Raw genomic sequence first — 16265 nt, forward strand, 5'->3', positions numbered from 1 at the left:
CGTCACAACGACTCCTCTCGCCCTGACTCCACGCTACCCGGCGATCACTCGCCGACGCCTTCAACCTCGCCCGGGCCGGTCGCGGCGGCCTTCTTCGCCCCGCCGGTCGGACGGCGGTGCGGGCGCAGGGTGGTCTGACCGTCGGCGAGGCGGCGTGCGGTGATGAGGAAGGCGGTGTGGCCCTGCATGCGGTGCTCGGGGCGAACGGCCAGGCCGACGGCGCTCCACTCGCGCACCAGCGTCTCCCAGGCCCTGGGCTCGGTCCAGCACTCCTGGTCGCGCAGCGCTTCGATGATGCGCGACAGCTGGGTCACCGTCGCCACGTAGACGACGAGGACGCCGCCCGGCTTGAGCGTCCGCTTCACCGTCTCCAGCGGCTCCCACGGGGCCACCATGTCCAGGATGAGGCGGTCGGCCTGATCGGCGGGGTCGTGCTCGGCCAGGTCGCCGACGCGCAGTTCCCAGTTGTCCGGGGCACCGGCGAAAAAGGTCTCGACGTTCTTCTTCGCGTAGTCGGCGTGGTCGTCGCGGATCTCATAGGAGAGAACCGAGCCCTCCGAGCCGACCGCGCGCAGGAGGCCGCAGGTCAGCGCCCCGGAGCCGGCACCCGCCTCGATGACGCGGCAGCCCGGGTGGATGTCGCCCTCGGTGATGATCTGCGCCGAGTCCTTCGGGTAGATCACCTGCGCCCCGCGCGGCATGGACAGGACGAAATCGGTCAGCAGCGGCCGGAGCGCGAGATATTCGGTCCCGCTGGTCGCCGAGACGACGCAGCCCTCGGGTGATCCGATCAGGTCGTCGTGGGAGATGGCGCCGCGGTGGGTGTGGAAGAACTTGCCCGGTTCCAGCACCACCGTGAACTTGCGCGACTTCGAGTCGGTGAGTTGGACCCGGTCTCCGACCTCGAACGGTCCGGTGGTCGGCATGGCGGTTCTCCTTGACATCGGTCGGGCAGTGCTCGGGGCGTCGGTCGCGTCACTCGATATCGTGGGCAGGGTGAACCAGCACATCGCGGACGAGCCCTATTATCTCCCGATCGCCGCCGACGACCCGCAAGCGGGTGGCGGCTGGGAATACTTCACCCCGACTCGCTCGACGGCCTCGGTGTGGACGTCGACGATCCAGCACGGCGGGCCGCCCGCGGGCCTGCTGACCCGCGCGCTGCGCCGCGCGGCCGGTGCCGGGAGCGGACCGAATCAAGCCACGAGCGAGGTCGCCTTCTCGCGGATCACCACCGACATCCTCGGCCCGGTCGGATTCGGCACCAATCGGGTGCGGGCATCGGTCATCCGTCCGGGGCGCCAGATCAGCCTGCTGGAGGCGCAGCTGCAGACCAAGCAGGAGGACGGCGACTATCGCACCGCCGCGACGGCCCGGGCCTGGCAGCTGCACGGCGAATCCTCGTCGGCGATCGCACATCCGCCGCAGCCGCCGATGACGCCCGGGCCCGCCGAGTTGGAGATCGTCCGCGGGGTGACTCCGCAGACCACCGCCGGGGTGGACTGGGGCACCATCGGATTCATCGGCAGCACCGAGACGGCGTGGGTCGACGGCCGCAACGGGACGACCGGTGCCGTGTGGATCCGTCCGCTGGTGCCGTTGGTCGCCGGCGAGGAGACCGACGCGCTCGATTCGCTGGCGATCGTCGCGGATGTCGCGAACGGTGTCGGCACCACCTTGGACCCGCGGCAGTGGACGTGGATGAACACCGACACGACGATCCACCTGTTGCGACGCCCGGTCGGGTCGTGGATCGCCATCGACTCCGACCTCGCGATCGGGCCGGAGGGGTTCGGCGCCACCCTCGGCGACCTGTACGACGAGCAGGGCTATGTCGCCCGCACCGCGCAAACGGTACTGATCAGCCCACCGATGTTCGGTCGGGGCTGATCGGCGGCGGCGTTCAGAACCGGCAGGACCGGATATCGGTGGCGAGAATCGCCTTGGCGCCCAACTCGGCGAGCTCGTCCATGAGGTTCTGGTGGTCGCGACGCGGCACCATCGCGCGCACCGCCACCCAGTCCGGGTCGGCCATCGGGGCGACCGTCGGCGACTCCAGGCCCGGCGTGAGCTGGGAGGCCCGGTCGAGCAGCGCCTTCGGGCAGTCGTAGTCGATCATCACGTACTGCTGGCCGAACACCACGCCCTGCACACGCGCGACGAACTGCCGCGCCGGCTTGTCCAGTTCCGCCCCCGACCGCGACACCAGCACGCCCTCCGAGTCGCAGAGCGAGTCGCCGAAGGCGACCAGGTTGTGCTGCCGCAGCGTGCGACCCGATCCGACGACGTCGGCGATCGCGTCGGCGACGCCGAGCTGGATGGAGATCTCGACGGCCCCGTCGAGCCGGATGATCTCCGCCTCGATGCCGCGGCCCGCGAGATCCGCGCGCACCAGCGCCGGATACGACGTGGCGACGCGCTTGCCCGCAAGGTCGGCGACCGTCCAGGTCTGGCCCGCTGGTGCGGCATAGCGGAAGGTCGACGAGCCGAATCCCATCGCCAGCTGCTCGTCGACCTGGGCGCCGGAGTCGGCGGCCAGGTCACGGCCGGTGATGCCGAGGTCGAGGGTGCCCTGCCCGACGTAGATGGCGATGTCTTTGGGGCGCAGGAAGAAGAATTCGACGTCGTTGGCGGTGTCGAGGACGGTGAGGTCTTTGGAGTCGGAGCGCTTGCGGTATCCGGCCTCGGCGAGCACGGCGCCGGCCGATTCGGAGAGCGCCCCCTTGTTGGGGACTGCTACGCGCAGCATGAGATGGGGTCCTTTTCGTCGGAGAACGTCAGCTGGATGCGGGGGCGGGCCGTCGAAACGGCTACAGGTGTCGGTACACGTCCGTCAGTTCCAACCCGCGTTTGATCATCATCACCTGCAGCCAGTAGAGCAACTGGGAAATCTCCTCGCCCAACGACTCGTCGGACTCGTGTTCGGCGGCGAGCCACACCTCGCCGGCCTCTTCGATGATCTTCTTCCCCAACGTGTGGATGCCCGAGTCGAGTGCCGCGACCGTCCCGCTCCCGGCGGGCCTGGTCTGCGCTTTCTCGCCCAGTTCGGCGAACAACTCCTCGAAGGTCTTCACGGTTGCCCATCTTCCCACGCGGCGACGCCCCGGTTCCACTCAGCCGACCACTCGTCGATTCAGTCGGGCAACTGCGCCCACAAACCGAGTAGACGCGTGGTCTGCCGCGGCGAGTAGTTGTCGTCGGAGATCAGGTGGATGCGGTAGCCGCCGGGTGCGGACACGACGGCGATCCCCTCGTAGTTGTCCAGCAGCGGGTCGACCTGCGGTTCGCGGCTGCGCGCCCCGAGCGTCGGACAGCGGGCCAGGTCGGCGAGGAATCGACGGTGGAGCCGTCGTGGGCTGACGGTGCCACCGGCGGGTCCGACGACCGCGGTCGTCAGCACCGCGCTGTTGCCCCGCCCCGGGACGAAGGCCGCCTCGAGGACCACGATCCGGTCATCCCGGTAGGCGGCGATGTCGGCGACGCGCATCCCGGGGCCGGGCCGGTAGAGCAGTTCGCGGGAGAACACGAACCTCCCGTCGCGGCCCCGGTGGTAGTCGAGGAAGCGCAGCGTGCGCTGGTCGTCGCCCAGCAGCGGCTTCTCCATCGCGGCGATCAGCCGATCCCCCGACGGCGTCGCGGTCAACCCTTCGAGACTGCCGTTGGGCACGGCGCCGCCCGTCGGGGCGGTCGCGAACGGCGCCGGGATCGCAACGTCTTGGCGCCACTGCCCGTTTCCACCGAAGACGGTGACCCTCGGTCCGTTCTCGGAGCTGACCGCCAACGAGCCGTCTGACAGGACGGCCAGCCCCTCGTCGTCGGCCCGTCCGGGAAGCGGCAGACCGTCGCGTCCCCTGAGGCGGATGGGCGGCCCGGCGACCCGCGGTCGGGCCACCGGAAGCTCGTCGACACCGGTCAGCGGCCACACCAGCGCGGTGGACCGGACATGGTCGGGCAGGGCGAGGTAGCGGTTCCCACCCGGGTCGTGGGCCAGCGCGGACAGCCCGCCGATGCGGTCGCCGTAGGCGTCGCGCTTGTCGAGGGCGTCGGAATAGCCGACGGCCACCACCGACGGGGAACACGCGCCGGGCGGCACGGCGGCCGCCGGGGCGGCACGGTATCCGAGGCCGACGAGGATCAGCGCGACGACGACCGAGAGGTGAGACGACTTCAGAGGCATGACCCGCCCAGGTTACGGGTGCCCGGGCACTGCCGGTCCGCGCGGCGGCTATCCGTCTTTCTGCGCGGCCCGGCTCCGACGTCCGCGGGCCAGGGTGATCGCCATCGGGATGACGACGCTCAACGCCGACCCGATGAAGAGCAGTTCCAGGTTGTCGCGCAGCATCGGCACCCCGCCGAGGAAATAGCCCAGGGTCAGCAGCGACGAACACCACAGAATGGATCCGAGTACGGAATAGATCGTGAATCGCGCCCGGTCCATCCGGGACAGCCCCGCCATCAGCGGCACCAGCGTCCGCACGATGCCGATGAACCGGGCGAACACCACGGTGACCGGGCCGTACCGGTCGAAGAAGCGATTGGTCCGCCGTACCGGCTCGTCGCCGATGAATCTCATCATCCGCGTCTGCAGCGCGCGCGGCCCCAGGTGCTTGCCGATCAGATAGCCGCACTGGTCCCCGGCGATCGACGCCACCGGCAACGCGATGAGCAGCAGCCACAACGGGGCGAACGGCTGCGGCTGAGCGGCGAACAATCCGGCCGCGAACAGCAAGGAGTCACCGGGGAAGATGAAGCCGACCAGCAGCCCGGTCTCGATGAACAGCAGCACCAGCAGGCCGATCAGCCCGGCTGAGCCGACGAATCCGGTCGCGTCGAAGGGGTTCACGTTCCCGACTATTCCGTGGCCGGGCGTCGCAGTGGTGAACGGCGGGTTACCGGTGGGCCGGGGCGCTCCACCGCGCGGTCACACAAGTGCGCTCCGCCACGCGTCGGCAAGCCCGTCCACGCCGATGCCGACCAGGGAATCGCGGAAGACCCGACCAGGACCTGGCTCGACCGGTACCGCCGACGGCACGATCAGCGCGGGACAACCGGCGGCGGCTGCGGAAGCGGCCCCGGTCGGCGAATCCTCGACGACCAGACAGGCACGCGGCTCGTAGCCCAGTACGTCGGCGGCGTGCAGATACGGGAACGGGGCCGGTTTACCCATCGGCACCTCGTCGCCGCAGACCGTCGCACTGAACCGGCTGCGCCCGATGGTCTCCAGCACCGTTTCGGTGAGTTCGCGCACCGTGTTGGTGACCAGCACCATCGCGATCCCGGCGTCGGCCACCGCGTCGAGGGCGTCGCGCGCCCCCGGCTGCCACTCCAGCCCGCGCGCGAACAATTCGGCCGTGTGGTCGAGCAGCCACCTCCCGTCACCGGCGGTGTCGCGGTCGTCGAGCGGGATCTGCGCAGCGTCATGGATCCGCGCGAGCGCGTCGGGGAGGGAGTTACCCAGGGTGGAGGCGCGCAGCTGCTCGTCCATCACCACGCCGTGGCGCACGGCGAGGTCGCGCATCGCGACGTCCCAGATGGGCTCGGTGTCGACGAGGGTGCCGTCCATATCCCACAAGATCGCGGCCGGAAGATTGGTGCTCACCGTCGAATCATCGCACTGATCACCGCGTGGATGCCGCGCGGCGGGCGCACATCACACGCCCGACGACTCCGAGACCCAGCGCACGTATTGCCGCCTTCCTCCCGCACTTTCCCCTCCTCCCGACGGAGTTTCGGCGGGAGGAAGGGAAAAGTGCGGGAGGAGCGGTCACGCGGTGCGCAGGTCGGTGAGAACGTGGCCGGCGGCCATACCGAGGGCGACGGCGATGAAGGTGAACACCAGGTGCCCGATGTCGGCGGTGCCGCCGATCGAGCCGTGGGTCGTCGCCGACGTGACGCCCAGCAGGGTCAGCCCGCCGGGCGCGAGGATGCGGAAGATCTGGTTGAGGCTGACCAGGGCTGCCGGGCCGGACAGATACCGGTGGACCAGTTCCGCGACGGCGACGCCGACGAGGGCGCCGACGAACGACGGGGCATACCCGTTGGGCACCACTTCCGCGAGTCCGGCCTGCACGGCCCAGGACACGACGATCACCAGGAACAGCCAGCCGAAGGCGGCGCGCGGCGCACAGAACGCCAGGCAGGCGCCGATCGCGTAGAGGAGGACCCCGGCGAACCGGATCCCGATCGGCAGCTCCGCGTCGGCACCGGTGAGGGTCGGATGCGGCGTCGGGGCGATGGAGACGGCGACGATGATTCCGAAGGCCAGCAGGAACAGTTGCAGGATGCTCCCGATCAACCGGTTCACCCCGGTCTGCATGGCGCCCATCGAGATCTCCAGGATCGCGATGGTCAGCGCGGCCCCCTGGGTGAACAGCGCCAACAGCGGGACGATGACCTGGGCGGGTACGTGCAGATACCCCGCCGACGTCAAGACGGCGACCGGCAGGGTGGCGACGAATGCGACGAAGGTCGAGCTGAACAACGACAGCGAACCCCAGTGGGACAACGAGGTCGACACGGCGGCGGTGACGACGGACAGGGCCGCCGCGACGATCAGCTCGTGCAGCCCGGGATTCTGGTTGAGGCACAGGCCCACGATGATCAGCACGATGCCGAGGAACCGGCCCGCCGCGCCCACCGACGGGCGCATCGCGTCGATCTCGTCGAGTCGCGCGAGGCCCTGACCGGCGGTGACCTCGCCCGCCCCGGCTCGACCGACCAGGTCGAGCACCGCTTCGGTCTGGTCCAACCGGTATTCGCGGGGCTTCTTCTCGAAGACCACCGACCCGGCGGCGCGGTCGATCGTGATCGCCCCGCGCGGCAGCACGGCGCTCTGCCCGCGCACGCCGTACTTCTCACCCACCTCCGCCAGCGTCTGATCCACCGTCGGCGACGGCGCGATCGTCGCCATCAGCGATGCCCCCAACCGCGTGACGAAGCGCTGGTTCTCCTCGACGGTGCTCACCGTGCCAGCAAACCAGGCTCCGCCGCGCCGTCGAACCCCGCTTCACCTGGCCGGGGTTAGACGCCGACCCGCCCCGACGGCACCGGTCTCAGGTGTTGAAGTACTTGGCCTCGGGGTGGTGCAGGACGAAGGCGTCGGTCGACTGCTCCGGGTGCAGCTGCAACTCCTCCGACAGCGTGACGCCGATCCGCTCGGAATCGAGCAGGTCGACTATATGCGCGCGGTCCTCCAGGTTGGGGCAGGCGCCATAACCGAAGGAGTAGCGTGCGCCGCGGTACTCGAGGTCGAAGAACCCCTGCGGGTCGTCGGGGTCCTGCGCGGCCATGGAACCGTCGGCGAAGGCCAGCTCCGAGCGCACCCGCTGGTGCCAATACTCGGCGAGCGCCTCGGTCAGCTGAACGCTGATGCCGTGGACCTCCAGGTAGTCGCGGTAGGCGTTCGCGGCGAACAGTTTGTTGGCGAAGTCGGCGATCTCGGTGCCCATCGTCACCAGCTGCATCGGCAGGACATCGGTCTTCCCCGCCTCCACGGCCGCCTCCCGCGATGCGATGAAGTCGGCGATGCAGAGGAACCGCGGCCGCTGCTGGCGCGGGAAGGTCATGCTGACGCGTACCGGCGCGGCCGGGTCCGGCTCGGTCAGCACGTGCACGGTGTCCCCCTCGCTGACCGCGGGGAAGTAGCCGTAGACGACGGCGGCGTGGGCAAGGATGCCCTCGGTGGCGAGCCGGTCGATCCAGTAGCGCAGCCGCGGACGGCCCTCGGTCTCGACCAGCTCCTCGTAGCTCGGCCCCTCGCCGCCACGCGCGCCGCGCAATCCCCACTGGCCCAGGAAGAGCGCCCGCTCGTCGAGGGTCTGCAGGTATTCCGCGACGGGGATCCCCTTGACGATCCGGCTGCCCCAGAACGGCGGCACGGGGATCTCGTTGTCGGCGGCGACGTCGGAGCGCGCGGGCACCTCGACGGGGACCTCGGCGGCCTTGCGCTTGGCGGCGATCTTCTTCGACCGCTCGTGGCGGGCTTTGCGCTCGGCGGCCTTCTCCTTGGCCGCGAGTGCCTCCGCGCTGTCCGGGGCCGGTCCCTCGCCGCGTTTGACCGCCATGATGTCGTCCATCAGGCGCAGTCCCTCGAATGCGTCGCGCGCGTAGTGGACGTCGCCCTCGTAGGTCTCGGTGAGGTCGTTCTCCACGTAGGCGCGGGTCAGGGCGGCGCCGCCGAGCAGCACCGGGTACTGCGCGGCGCCCCGGGAGTTCATCTCCTCGAGGTTCTCCTTCATGACGACCGTCGACTTCACCAGCAGCCCCGACATCCCGATGACGTCGGCGTTCTTGTCGCGCGCCGCCTCCAGGATGGTGTTGATCGGCTGCTTGATGCCGAGGTTGACCACCTCGTAGCCGTTGTTGGACAGGATGATGTCGACGAGGTTCTTGCCGATGTCGTGGACGTCGCCCTTGACGGTGGCCAGGACGATGCGGCCCTTGCCCGCATCGCCGGTCGACTCCATATGCGGCTCCAGATGGGCGACCGCCGCTTTCATGACCTCCGCCGACTGCAGGACGAAGGGCAGCTGCATCTGCCCGGAGCCGAACAGCTCGCCGACGGTCTTCATGCCGTTCAGCAGCGTGTTGTTGATGATCTCCAGCGGCGGCACCTGGGTCATCGCCTCGTCGAGGTCGGGTTCCAGTCCAGCCCGCTCCCCGTCGACGATCCGCCGCTCCAGCCGCTCGAACAGCGGCAGCGCCGCCAGCTCGGCCGCCCGGCTCTCCCGCGCCGACGCCGCCGACACCCCCTCGAACAGCTCCATCAGCTTCTGCAGCGGGTCGTAGCCCTCGCGACGACGGTCGTAGACCAGGTCCAGCGCCACCTCGCGCTGCTCGTCGGGGATCCGGGCCATCGGCAGGATCTTCGACGCGTGCACGATCGCGGTGTCCAACCCCGCCTGCACGCATTCGTGCAGGAAGACCGAGTTCAGCACCTGCCGGGCCGCCGGGTTCAGCCCGAAGGAGATGTTGGAGATCCCCAGGGTGAAGTGCAGGTCCGGATGTGCCTCGTGGAGGCGGCGGATGGCCTCGATCGTCTCGATGCCGTCGCGGCGCACCTCCTCCTGGCCGGTCGAGATCGGGAAGGTCAACGCGTCGACGATGATGTCCTCTTCGGCGAGTCCCCAGTTCGTGGTGATGTCGGCGATCAACCGTTCGGCGATGCGCACCTTGTCGTCGGCGGTGCGCGCCTGCCCCTCCTCGTCGATGGTCAGGGCGACGACCGCGGCGCCGTGCTCGACGGCCAGCTCCATGATCCGCTGATACCGCGACCCGGGGCCGTCGCCGTCCTCGAAGTTGACCGAGTTGACCGCACAGCGCCCGCCGAGGGCCTCGAGGCCGGCGCGGATGACCTCGGGCTCGGTCGAGTCGATCATGATCGGCAGCGTCGACGACGTCGCGAACCGGGTGGCCAGCGCCGTCATGTCCAGCGCACCGTCGCGGCCGACGTAGTCGACGTTGAGGTCGAGCATGTGGGCGCCGTCGCGGGTCTGCTCCTTGGCGACGTCGAGGCAGTGCTGGTAGTCCTGCGCGATCATCGCCTCGCGGAATGCCTTGGACCCGTTGGAGTTGGTCCGCTCCCCGATCACCAGGAAGCTGGCGTCCTGGTGGAAGGGGACCGACGTGTAGAGCGAGGACGTGGCCGACTCGTGTTTGGGTTCGCGCGTCGCGCGCTCGACGGCCGCGACCGCCTGCGCGACCTGCCGGATGTGCTCGGGGGTGGTGCCACAGCAGCCGCCCACCATCGACAGCCCGTAGTCGGTCACGAAACCCGACAGCGCGACCGCCAATTCCTCCGGCGTCAGCGGATACTCGGCACCCTTGGGGCCCAGGACGGGCAGCCCGGCGTTCGGCATCACCGACACCGGGATGCGCGCGTGCCGCGACAGGTAGCGCAGGTGCTCGCTCATCTCGGCCGGGCCGGTGGCGCAGTTGAGGCCGATGACGTCGATGCCGAGTGGCTCGAGGGAGGTCAGCGCCGCGCCGATCTCGGAGCCCAGGAGCATGGTGCCGGTGGTCTCCACCGTGACGTGGACCAGGATCGGGATGTGGCGCCCCCGCTCCGCCATCGCGCGACGGGCGCCGATCACGGCAGCCTTGACCTGCAGGAGGTCCTGGGCGGTCTCGACGAGGATGCCGTCGGCCCCGCCGTCGAGCATCCCCACCGCGCATTGCCGGTAGGCCTCGCGCAACACGTCGAAGGTCGTGTGGCCGAGGCTGGGAAGCTTGGTGCCCGGACCGATCGATCCGATGACGAAGCGGTCGGTGCCGTAGGACGTCTTGCCCATCTCGTCGGCGACGCCGCGGGCGATCGCCGTCCCCCGGTAGGCGAGGTCGGTGATCCGGTCGGCGATGTCGTAGTCGCCGAGGTTGGACTGGTTGCAGCCGAAGGTGTTGGTCTCGACAAGGTCGGCGCCGGCCTCGAAATAGGCCCGGTGGATGTGGGCCAGCACGTCCGGACGGGTCTCGTTGAGGATCTCGTTGCAGCCCTCGAGGCCGAGGAAATCGTCCAGCGTCAGGTCGGCCGCCTGGAGCATCGTGCCCATCGCCCCGTCGCCGATCAACACCCGCCGCGCCATCGCGTCCATCAGACTGGAGTCGTAGTCCGAGGACGCGTTCGATCCGGCGATGGAGGTGTCATTCATGTCCTCCAGGGTATTCGCCCGGCCAAGTCGTTCCGCCGTAGGCTTGGTTCCATGACCGCCGACCCCCGTGTCCTCCTGTCCCGATTGCGCGATCCGGTACTCGTGGCCGCTTTCGAGGGGTGGAACGACGCGGGCGAGGCGGCGAGCGGGGCGATCGAGCATTTGGAGCTGTTCTGGAACGCCGAACAGGTCTACGAGATCGTCCCCGACGACTACTACGACTTCCAGGTGAACCGGCCGACCATGCGACTGGTCGACGGCGTCAGCCGCCGCACCGACTGGCCGACGACCACCTTCTCCACCTGCTCTCCCCCCGGCGCCGACCACGACCTGCTGCTGGTCCGCGGGGTGGAGCCGAACTTCCGCTGGCGGCGCTTCGTCGACGAGATCGGCGAACTCGCCGACGCCGCCGGAACGGTCTCGGCGGTGATGCTCGGCTCGATGATGACCGACACCCCGCACACGCGTCCGGTGCCGATCTCGGGTTCCGCCTACAGCGAGGAAGCTGCTCGGCGCTACCGCTTGGAGCACACGCAGTACCAGGGGCCGACGGGGATCACCGCCGTCCTGCAGGACAGCCTCGTCGGCCGGGGCATCCCGTCGGTGTCGCTGTGGGCGGCCGTCCCGCACTACATCTCGTCGTCGCCGAACCCGAAGGCCACCCTCGCCCTGCTGCGCCGCCTCGAGGAGGTCCTCGACCTCGAGATCCCGATGGACCAGCTGCCGGTACGCGTCAGCGCGTGGGAGCGCACGGTCGACGAGATGACCGCCGACGACGAGGACATGGCCGAGTACATCCGCCAGTTGGAGGCCAACGACGACGCGGTCTCGACGGATCCCGACGCGCTGCCGGAGATCGACGGCGAACGGCTCGCGGCCGATTTCGAGCGCTACCTGCGGCGGCGCGACCCCGGGGCGGGCGCCACCTGAGGTCGGATCAGCCGATCCGCTCGATCGACACCACCGGGGTGGTGATCCGCCACGTCCGCACGTCGGGGTCGTCCACCGCGCGCACCCAGAACTGCGCCGACGCGCCCACCTCGCAGGTCTTGACGCCCAACAGCGGGATGTCCTCGGAGTCGCGGCGCAACGCGCTGACCTCCCACGCCCCCTGCTCGTCGCCGCCGACACCGGGTGCCCGCAGCAACGTCATCTCGCCGAAGTCGAGCAGATAGGTCGAGGTGCGTGTGACCACCGTCCACACACCTTCTTCGACATCCGGTGGGATCCGGTTCACCTGTGCCACGATTCGAGACCTTAGCGCAGCTCGACGCCGAGCAGCGCGTCGACGGCCGTTGCGATTCCGGCGGCGCCGTCGCCGTCGCGGCCCAATCCCAGTTCGACGTCGGCGACCCAGCCGTCGATCGCGGCGAGCGCTTTGGCCGTGTCCAGATCGTCGGCCAGGTGCGCGCGCACCCGTTCGATCACCGGCGCGGCATCCGGACCGGCGCCGGTGGCCACCGCGGACCGCCAGCGCTCCAGCCGGGCGAGGGCCTCGTCGAGGACCGCGTCGGTCCACATCCGGTCGGCACGGTAGTGCTCGGCGGCCAGCGCCAGCCGGATCGCACCCGGGTCGACACCGGCCTCGCGCAGTTTGTGAACGAACACCAGGTTGCCCCGGCTCTTCGACATCTTCTCGCCGTCCAGCCCCATCATCCCGGTGTGGACGTAGTGGCGGGCGAAGCGGCGGGCGCCGGTGAGCGCCTCGGCATGCGCGGCGGAGAACTCGTGGTGCGGGAAGATCAGGTCGTTGCCCCCGCCCTGGATGTCGAAGCCGGTGCCCAGGCGGTTGAGGGCGATGGCCGAACACTCCACGTGCCAGCCGGGCCGGCCAGCGCCGAAGGGCGCATCCCAGGACGGCTCGCCCTCGCGGTGCGCCCGCCACAGCAGCGCGTCGAGACGGTCGCGCTTCCCCGGACGGTCGGGGTCGCCGCCGCGCTCGGCGAAGAAGCGTTCCATCGTGTCCCGGTCGTAGCCGGATTCGTAGCCGAATTGACCGGTCGCGCCGACCCGGTGGTAGACGTCGGGGAACTCCGGGTCGTCGACGACGTAGGCGGCGCCGGATTCGAGCAGTTCGCCGACCATCTCGACGACTTCGCCGACCGATTCGATCGCGCCGACGTACTCGCGGGGGGCCAACACGCGCAGATCGGTCATGTCGTCGCGGAAGAGTTCGATCTCGCGGTCGCCCAGGTCGCGCCAGTCGACACCGTCCCGCTCGGCGCGCTCGAACAGCGGATCGTCGACGTCGGTGACGTTCTGCACGTAGGCCACCTCGTGGCCGGCGTCGCGCAGCTGCCGGTTGATGAGGTCGAAGGTCACATAGGTCGCGGCGTGGCCCAGATGCGTCGCGTCATAGGGCGTGATCCCGCAGACGTACATGGTGGCCGTAGGGCCGGGGGCGACCGGCAGCACCTGCCGGGCCGACGTGTCGTAGAGGCGGAGGGCGGGCGGTTCACCGGGGAGCCCGGGCACCGCGGGTGAGGACCACGAGCGCATGCGGCCAGCTTAGGCGGGCGGGTGGCGCCTCAGAACGGCGGCCAGGGAATCGGACGGTGCGGTGGCGGGTCGGGCAGTACCGGGTCGACGACGAGTGCCCGCGCCCGCGCCGACAGCGCGGCGATCTCCTCCGCGGTGATCAATGCGCCGAGTTCGGCGACCAGCGGGTCGGCCGGGTCGTCCAGGCGCCGCGCGAGCGCATCGACGTCGACCACGAGTCCGCCCGGGACGGGATGGCCCGCCCAACCCCACAGGACGGTGCGCAACTTGTCCTCGACGTGCAGGCAGATCCCGTGGTCGATGCCGTAGACGACGCCGTCCGCGCCGGCGAGGATGTGACCGCCCTTCCGGTCGGCGTTGTTGATGAGCACGTCGAGCACCGCCATCCGCTGCAGCCGCGGATCGTCGGCGTGGACGAGGACCACTTCGTCGCCGCGGCCGTCGAATCCGGTCACGATCGGGAAGCAGTCGGCGGGCACCGCGTCGGGGCCGCACAGGTCGACCAGATCGGGGACGACCGGCGCGTCGACGGACTGCTCGGCCGCCTCGACCCACTGCTGGACCATGCCCGGACCGTGCGGACCGTCGGCGCGGAACACGGTGGGCGGCACGGTGTCCCACCCCAGTGCCGCGCAGATCAGATACGCCGCCGCCTCGCGTCCGGCGAGCGTGCCATCGGGAAAGTCCCACAGCGGCGCCTCCCCCCGCACCGGTTTGTAGACGCAGCGCAGCGGTGGCGCGTCGCCGTATTCGACGGTCGCCACCAGCGTGACGTTGCTGGCGTGGGGGATGCGGCCGAGGACCGTCAGCTCCCCGTTCGCCAAGGCGTCGATAATCTCCGCCTGGCCACGGCCCGCGCCGGCGTTGTCAGGCATCGGCCCTAGTCCGAATCATCGCCGAACTCGTCGTCGCCGTCGCCGTCGAGCTCGTAGGGCTCCAGTGAGACCGGTTCGCGCTTGTACCCGTTGGTGCGGATGCACAGGTGCCCGTCCGGGTCGAGGGGCTCGGCGCACAGCGGGCAGGCCGGCCGGCCCGCCGACACCAGCGCCTCGGCCCGTGCCGCGAAGCCGCGGGCGGCATCGGCGGTGAGGAAGACCCGCAGCGCATCCGGCCCGTCGTCGCGGTCGTCGAGGACGATGCTCTCGTCGAGTGCCTCCTCGGTGGCCGCGAGCAGTTCGACGACGACCGACTTCTCGTTGGCGTCCCAGCCCAATCCCATGGTGCCGACGCGGAACTCGGCCTCGATGGGGGTGACCAGGGGGCGCAGGTCGTCGACCTCCCCCGTCGCCGGCGGCACGTCGGCGCCGAAGCGTCGCTCGATCTCGTCGAGCAGGGCGTCGATCCGGTCGGCGAGGATCGCCACCTGCTGCTTCTCCACCAGGACCGAGACGACCCGGCTGGCGTGGACGGCCTGCACGTAGAAGGTGCGGTCGCCCGGCTCCCCGACCGTCCCGGAGACGAAGCGGTCGGGACTGCGGAACACGTGGATGGCGCGCGGCATCAGGACTCCCCCGTTCTCCCGGTCGACCCGCCGACCGCGAGGCCGGCCAACTCGTCCCCGTTCTTCGGCAGGGACAGCCGCGCGGTGTTGTTCACCGCGTGCACGACGGGCTGGCTGGGGTGGTAGCGCACCACCGACATCGACGCGGGCTCGACGACGATCCGCTGGAACCCGTCGAGGTGCAGGCCCATCGCGTCGGCGATGACCGCCTTGATGATGTCGCCGTGGGTGCAGGCCACCCACAGCCGGGTGCCGTCGCTCCCGCCGTACCGGGCGTCGAGTTCCCGCACCGCGCGCACCGCGCGGGTGGCCATCGCGGACAGGCCCTCGCCGCCGGGGAAAACCGCCGCGGAGGGTTGGCGTTGCACCGTCTTCCAGAGGGGTTCCTTCGCCAGCTCGGCCAGGGGCCGGTTGGTCCACTGCCCGTAGTCGACCTCGATCAGGTCGTCGACCTCGACCTCGGGCACCCCGGCCAAACCCGCGACCAGCGGGGCGACGGTCTGCGCGCATCGTTGCAGGGGCGAGCGGGCCACCGCGACCACGTCGGCGCAGCGCTCTCCGAGACGCTCGGGCAACTCCCGCGCCTGGCGCAGACCGGTCTCGTCGAGTCCCACCCCGGGGGTGCGCCCGGCGAGCACCGCCGCCGTGTTCGCCGTCGAGCGCCCGTGCCGCACCAGGATCACCGCCATGGATTCAGCTTACGGACATGCCAGGTCAGTGCGCAGGGGCGACGGCCGGGACGATGCCCGTCGCCAAGAGGACCAGCAGCAACAGTCCCAGGGCCACGCGGTAGACGCCGAACCAGTTCAGCGAGTGGTGGGAGACGAACCGCAGCAACCACTTGATCGCGATGTAGCCGACGACGAAGGCGATGACGACCGACGCGAGCAGTTGCGGCCCGCTCGCCGAGAGTCCTTCGCCGGACGGGTGGAACGCGTCGGGCAGGCTGAACAGCCCGGAGGCGACGACCGCCGGGATCGCCAGCAGGAAGGACAGGCGGAAGGCCGCTTCGCGGTCGAATCCGAGGAAGAGCCCGGCACTGGCCGAGGCGCCCGACCGCGAGACCCCCGGGATCAGCGCGAGGCACTGCGCCAGGCCCACGATGACGGCGTCGCGCATGGTCACCTCGTCCAGGCCCCGCCGCTGCAGGGAGTACCGCTCGGCCAGGAAGAAGACGCCGGAGAACAGGATGAGGACGGTCGCGGTGATGTAGAGGTTGTTGCGGACGTTCTCGCGGATGAGGTCTTTGCCCAGGTAGCCGATGATGCCGATGGGGATGGTCGCGATGATCACCGCCCAGCCGATCCGATAGTCCGCGCCGCGGGAGGCGGGATTGCGCAGCCCGGCGAACCACGCCACGACGATGCGCCAGATGTCGCGCCAGAAGAACACCAGGACCGCCGCCTCGGTGCCCAGCTGCGACACCGCGGTGAACGAGGCGCCCGCGTCGGCGTCCCAGCACAGCCGCGACACGATGAGCAGGTGTCCCGACGAGGAGATCGGCAGGAATTCGGTGAGGCCCTGCACCACGCTCAGCACGATCGTCTGCAACCACGTCATATCCGCCACGAGCGGCAATCCTACCCAGAACGGGCACACGGGAAGGCGCCGGGACGACG

General features: G+C 70.0%; 16 protein-coding genes. 2 read left to right on the forward strand and 14 right to left on the reverse strand.

Annotated elements, in window-relative coordinates:
- Window positions 1-44: 44 nt before the first annotated feature.
- A complete protein-coding gene (locus HUN08_RS09700; RefSeq protein WP_124246514.1) occupies window positions 45-926 on the reverse strand; it encodes a tRNA (adenine-N1)-methyltransferase in 882 nt (293 codons plus the stop codon).
- 70 nt (window positions 927-996) lie between these two features.
- Between HUN08_RS09700 and HUN08_RS09705 the strand changes: the two genes are divergently transcribed.
- On the forward strand, window positions 997-1890 hold the full coding sequence (locus tag HUN08_RS09705; protein WP_301546657.1) for a thioesterase family protein: 894 nt from the start codon (window positions 997-999) through the stop codon (window positions 1888-1890).
- Window positions 1891-1903: 13 nt separating this feature from the next.
- Here HUN08_RS09705 and hisG read toward each other — a convergent pair whose 3' ends face one another.
- The 7 genes from hisG to metH all read right to left on the reverse strand — a co-directional run bounded on the left by hisG (window position 1904) and on the right by metH (window position 10646).
- Entirely contained in the window at window positions 1904-2749 is an 846-nt protein-coding gene (hisG, locus tag HUN08_RS09710; protein WP_124246516.1) for an ATP phosphoribosyltransferase, read from the reverse strand.
- A 61-nt stretch (window positions 2750-2810) separates the two neighbouring features.
- Window positions 2811-3074, reverse strand: a complete 264-nt coding sequence (locus tag HUN08_RS09715; protein ID WP_124246517.1) for a phosphoribosyl-ATP diphosphatase — start codon at window positions 3072-3074, stop codon at window positions 2811-2813.
- 59 nt (window positions 3075-3133) lie between these two features.
- Window positions 3134-4177: an esterase-like activity of phytase family protein gene (locus tag HUN08_RS09720; protein WP_124246518.1), complete on the reverse strand. Its 1044-nt coding sequence runs from the start codon at window positions 4175-4177 to the stop codon at window positions 3134-3136.
- A gap of 48 nt (window positions 4178-4225) precedes the next feature.
- A complete protein-coding gene (locus HUN08_RS09725) occupies window positions 4226-4843 on the reverse strand; it encodes a DedA family protein (RefSeq protein ID WP_124246519.1) in 618 nt (205 codons plus the stop codon).
- 78 nt (window positions 4844-4921) lie between these two features.
- Window positions 4922-5599 (reverse strand): HAD family phosphatase, encoded by a 678-nt coding sequence (locus tag HUN08_RS09730; protein ID WP_301546658.1) that lies wholly within the window; start codon window positions 5597-5599, stop codon window positions 4922-4924.
- Window positions 5600-5764: 165 nt separating this feature from the next.
- Window positions 5765-6964 carry a threonine/serine exporter family protein gene (locus tag HUN08_RS09735; RefSeq protein WP_129624323.1) on the reverse strand — a complete coding sequence of 400 codons (1200 nt, stop codon included), beginning with the start codon at window positions 6962-6964 and terminating at the stop codon, window positions 5765-5767.
- An 88-nt stretch (window positions 6965-7052) separates the two neighbouring features.
- Window positions 7053-10646: a methionine synthase gene (gene metH / locus HUN08_RS09740; protein ID WP_174900905.1), complete on the reverse strand. Its 3594-nt coding sequence runs from the start codon at window positions 10644-10646 to the stop codon at window positions 7053-7055.
- A gap of 51 nt (window positions 10647-10697) precedes the next feature.
- Here metH and HUN08_RS09745 point away from each other — a divergent pair, with 51 nt between their 5' ends.
- Window positions 10698-11576, forward strand: coding sequence for a PAC2 family protein (locus HUN08_RS09745; protein ID WP_124246520.1), 879 nt, complete (start codon window positions 10698-10700; stop codon window positions 11574-11576).
- A 7-nt stretch (window positions 11577-11583) separates the two neighbouring features.
- Here HUN08_RS09745 and HUN08_RS09750 read toward each other — a convergent pair whose 3' ends face one another.
- From HUN08_RS09750 to HUN08_RS09775, 6 genes are read right to left on the reverse strand one after another with little or no spacing between them, the layout of a single operon-like run.
- A complete protein-coding gene (locus HUN08_RS09750) occupies window positions 11584-11892 on the reverse strand; it encodes a hypothetical protein (protein ID WP_124246521.1) in 309 nt (102 codons plus the stop codon).
- 11 nt (window positions 11893-11903) lie between these two features.
- Entirely contained in the window at window positions 11904-13145 is a 1242-nt protein-coding gene (mshC, locus tag HUN08_RS09755; protein WP_124246522.1) for a cysteine--1-D-myo-inosityl 2-amino-2-deoxy-alpha-D-glucopyranoside ligase, read from the reverse strand.
- A 29-nt stretch (window positions 13146-13174) separates the two neighbouring features.
- The gene (locus HUN08_RS09760) at window positions 13175-14020 is read right to left on the reverse strand and encodes an SCO1664 family protein (RefSeq protein ID WP_124246523.1); all 846 of its coding nucleotides are present in this window, start codon (window positions 14018-14020) and stop codon (window positions 13175-13177) included.
- A 5-nt stretch (window positions 14021-14025) separates the two neighbouring features.
- Window positions 14026-14646, reverse strand: a complete 621-nt coding sequence (locus tag HUN08_RS09765) for a DUF3090 domain-containing protein (protein WP_124246524.1) — start codon at window positions 14644-14646, stop codon at window positions 14026-14028.
- On the reverse strand, window positions 14646-15335 hold the full coding sequence (locus HUN08_RS09770) for an MSMEG_4193 family putative phosphomutase (RefSeq protein WP_124246525.1): 690 nt from the start codon (window positions 15333-15335) through the stop codon (window positions 14646-14648). Before HUN08_RS09770 ends, HUN08_RS09765 begins: the two co-directional genes overlap by 1 nt.
- A 25-nt stretch (window positions 15336-15360) precedes the next feature.
- Window positions 15361-16206, reverse strand: a complete 846-nt coding sequence (locus HUN08_RS09775; RefSeq protein ID WP_124246644.1) for an undecaprenyl-diphosphate phosphatase — start codon at window positions 16204-16206, stop codon at window positions 15361-15363.
- Window positions 16207-16265: the final 59 nt, after the last annotated feature.

This window comes from Gordonia sp. X0973, from assembly GCF_013348785.1.
Lineage (GTDB): Bacteria > Actinomycetota > Actinomycetes > Mycobacteriales > Mycobacteriaceae > Gordonia.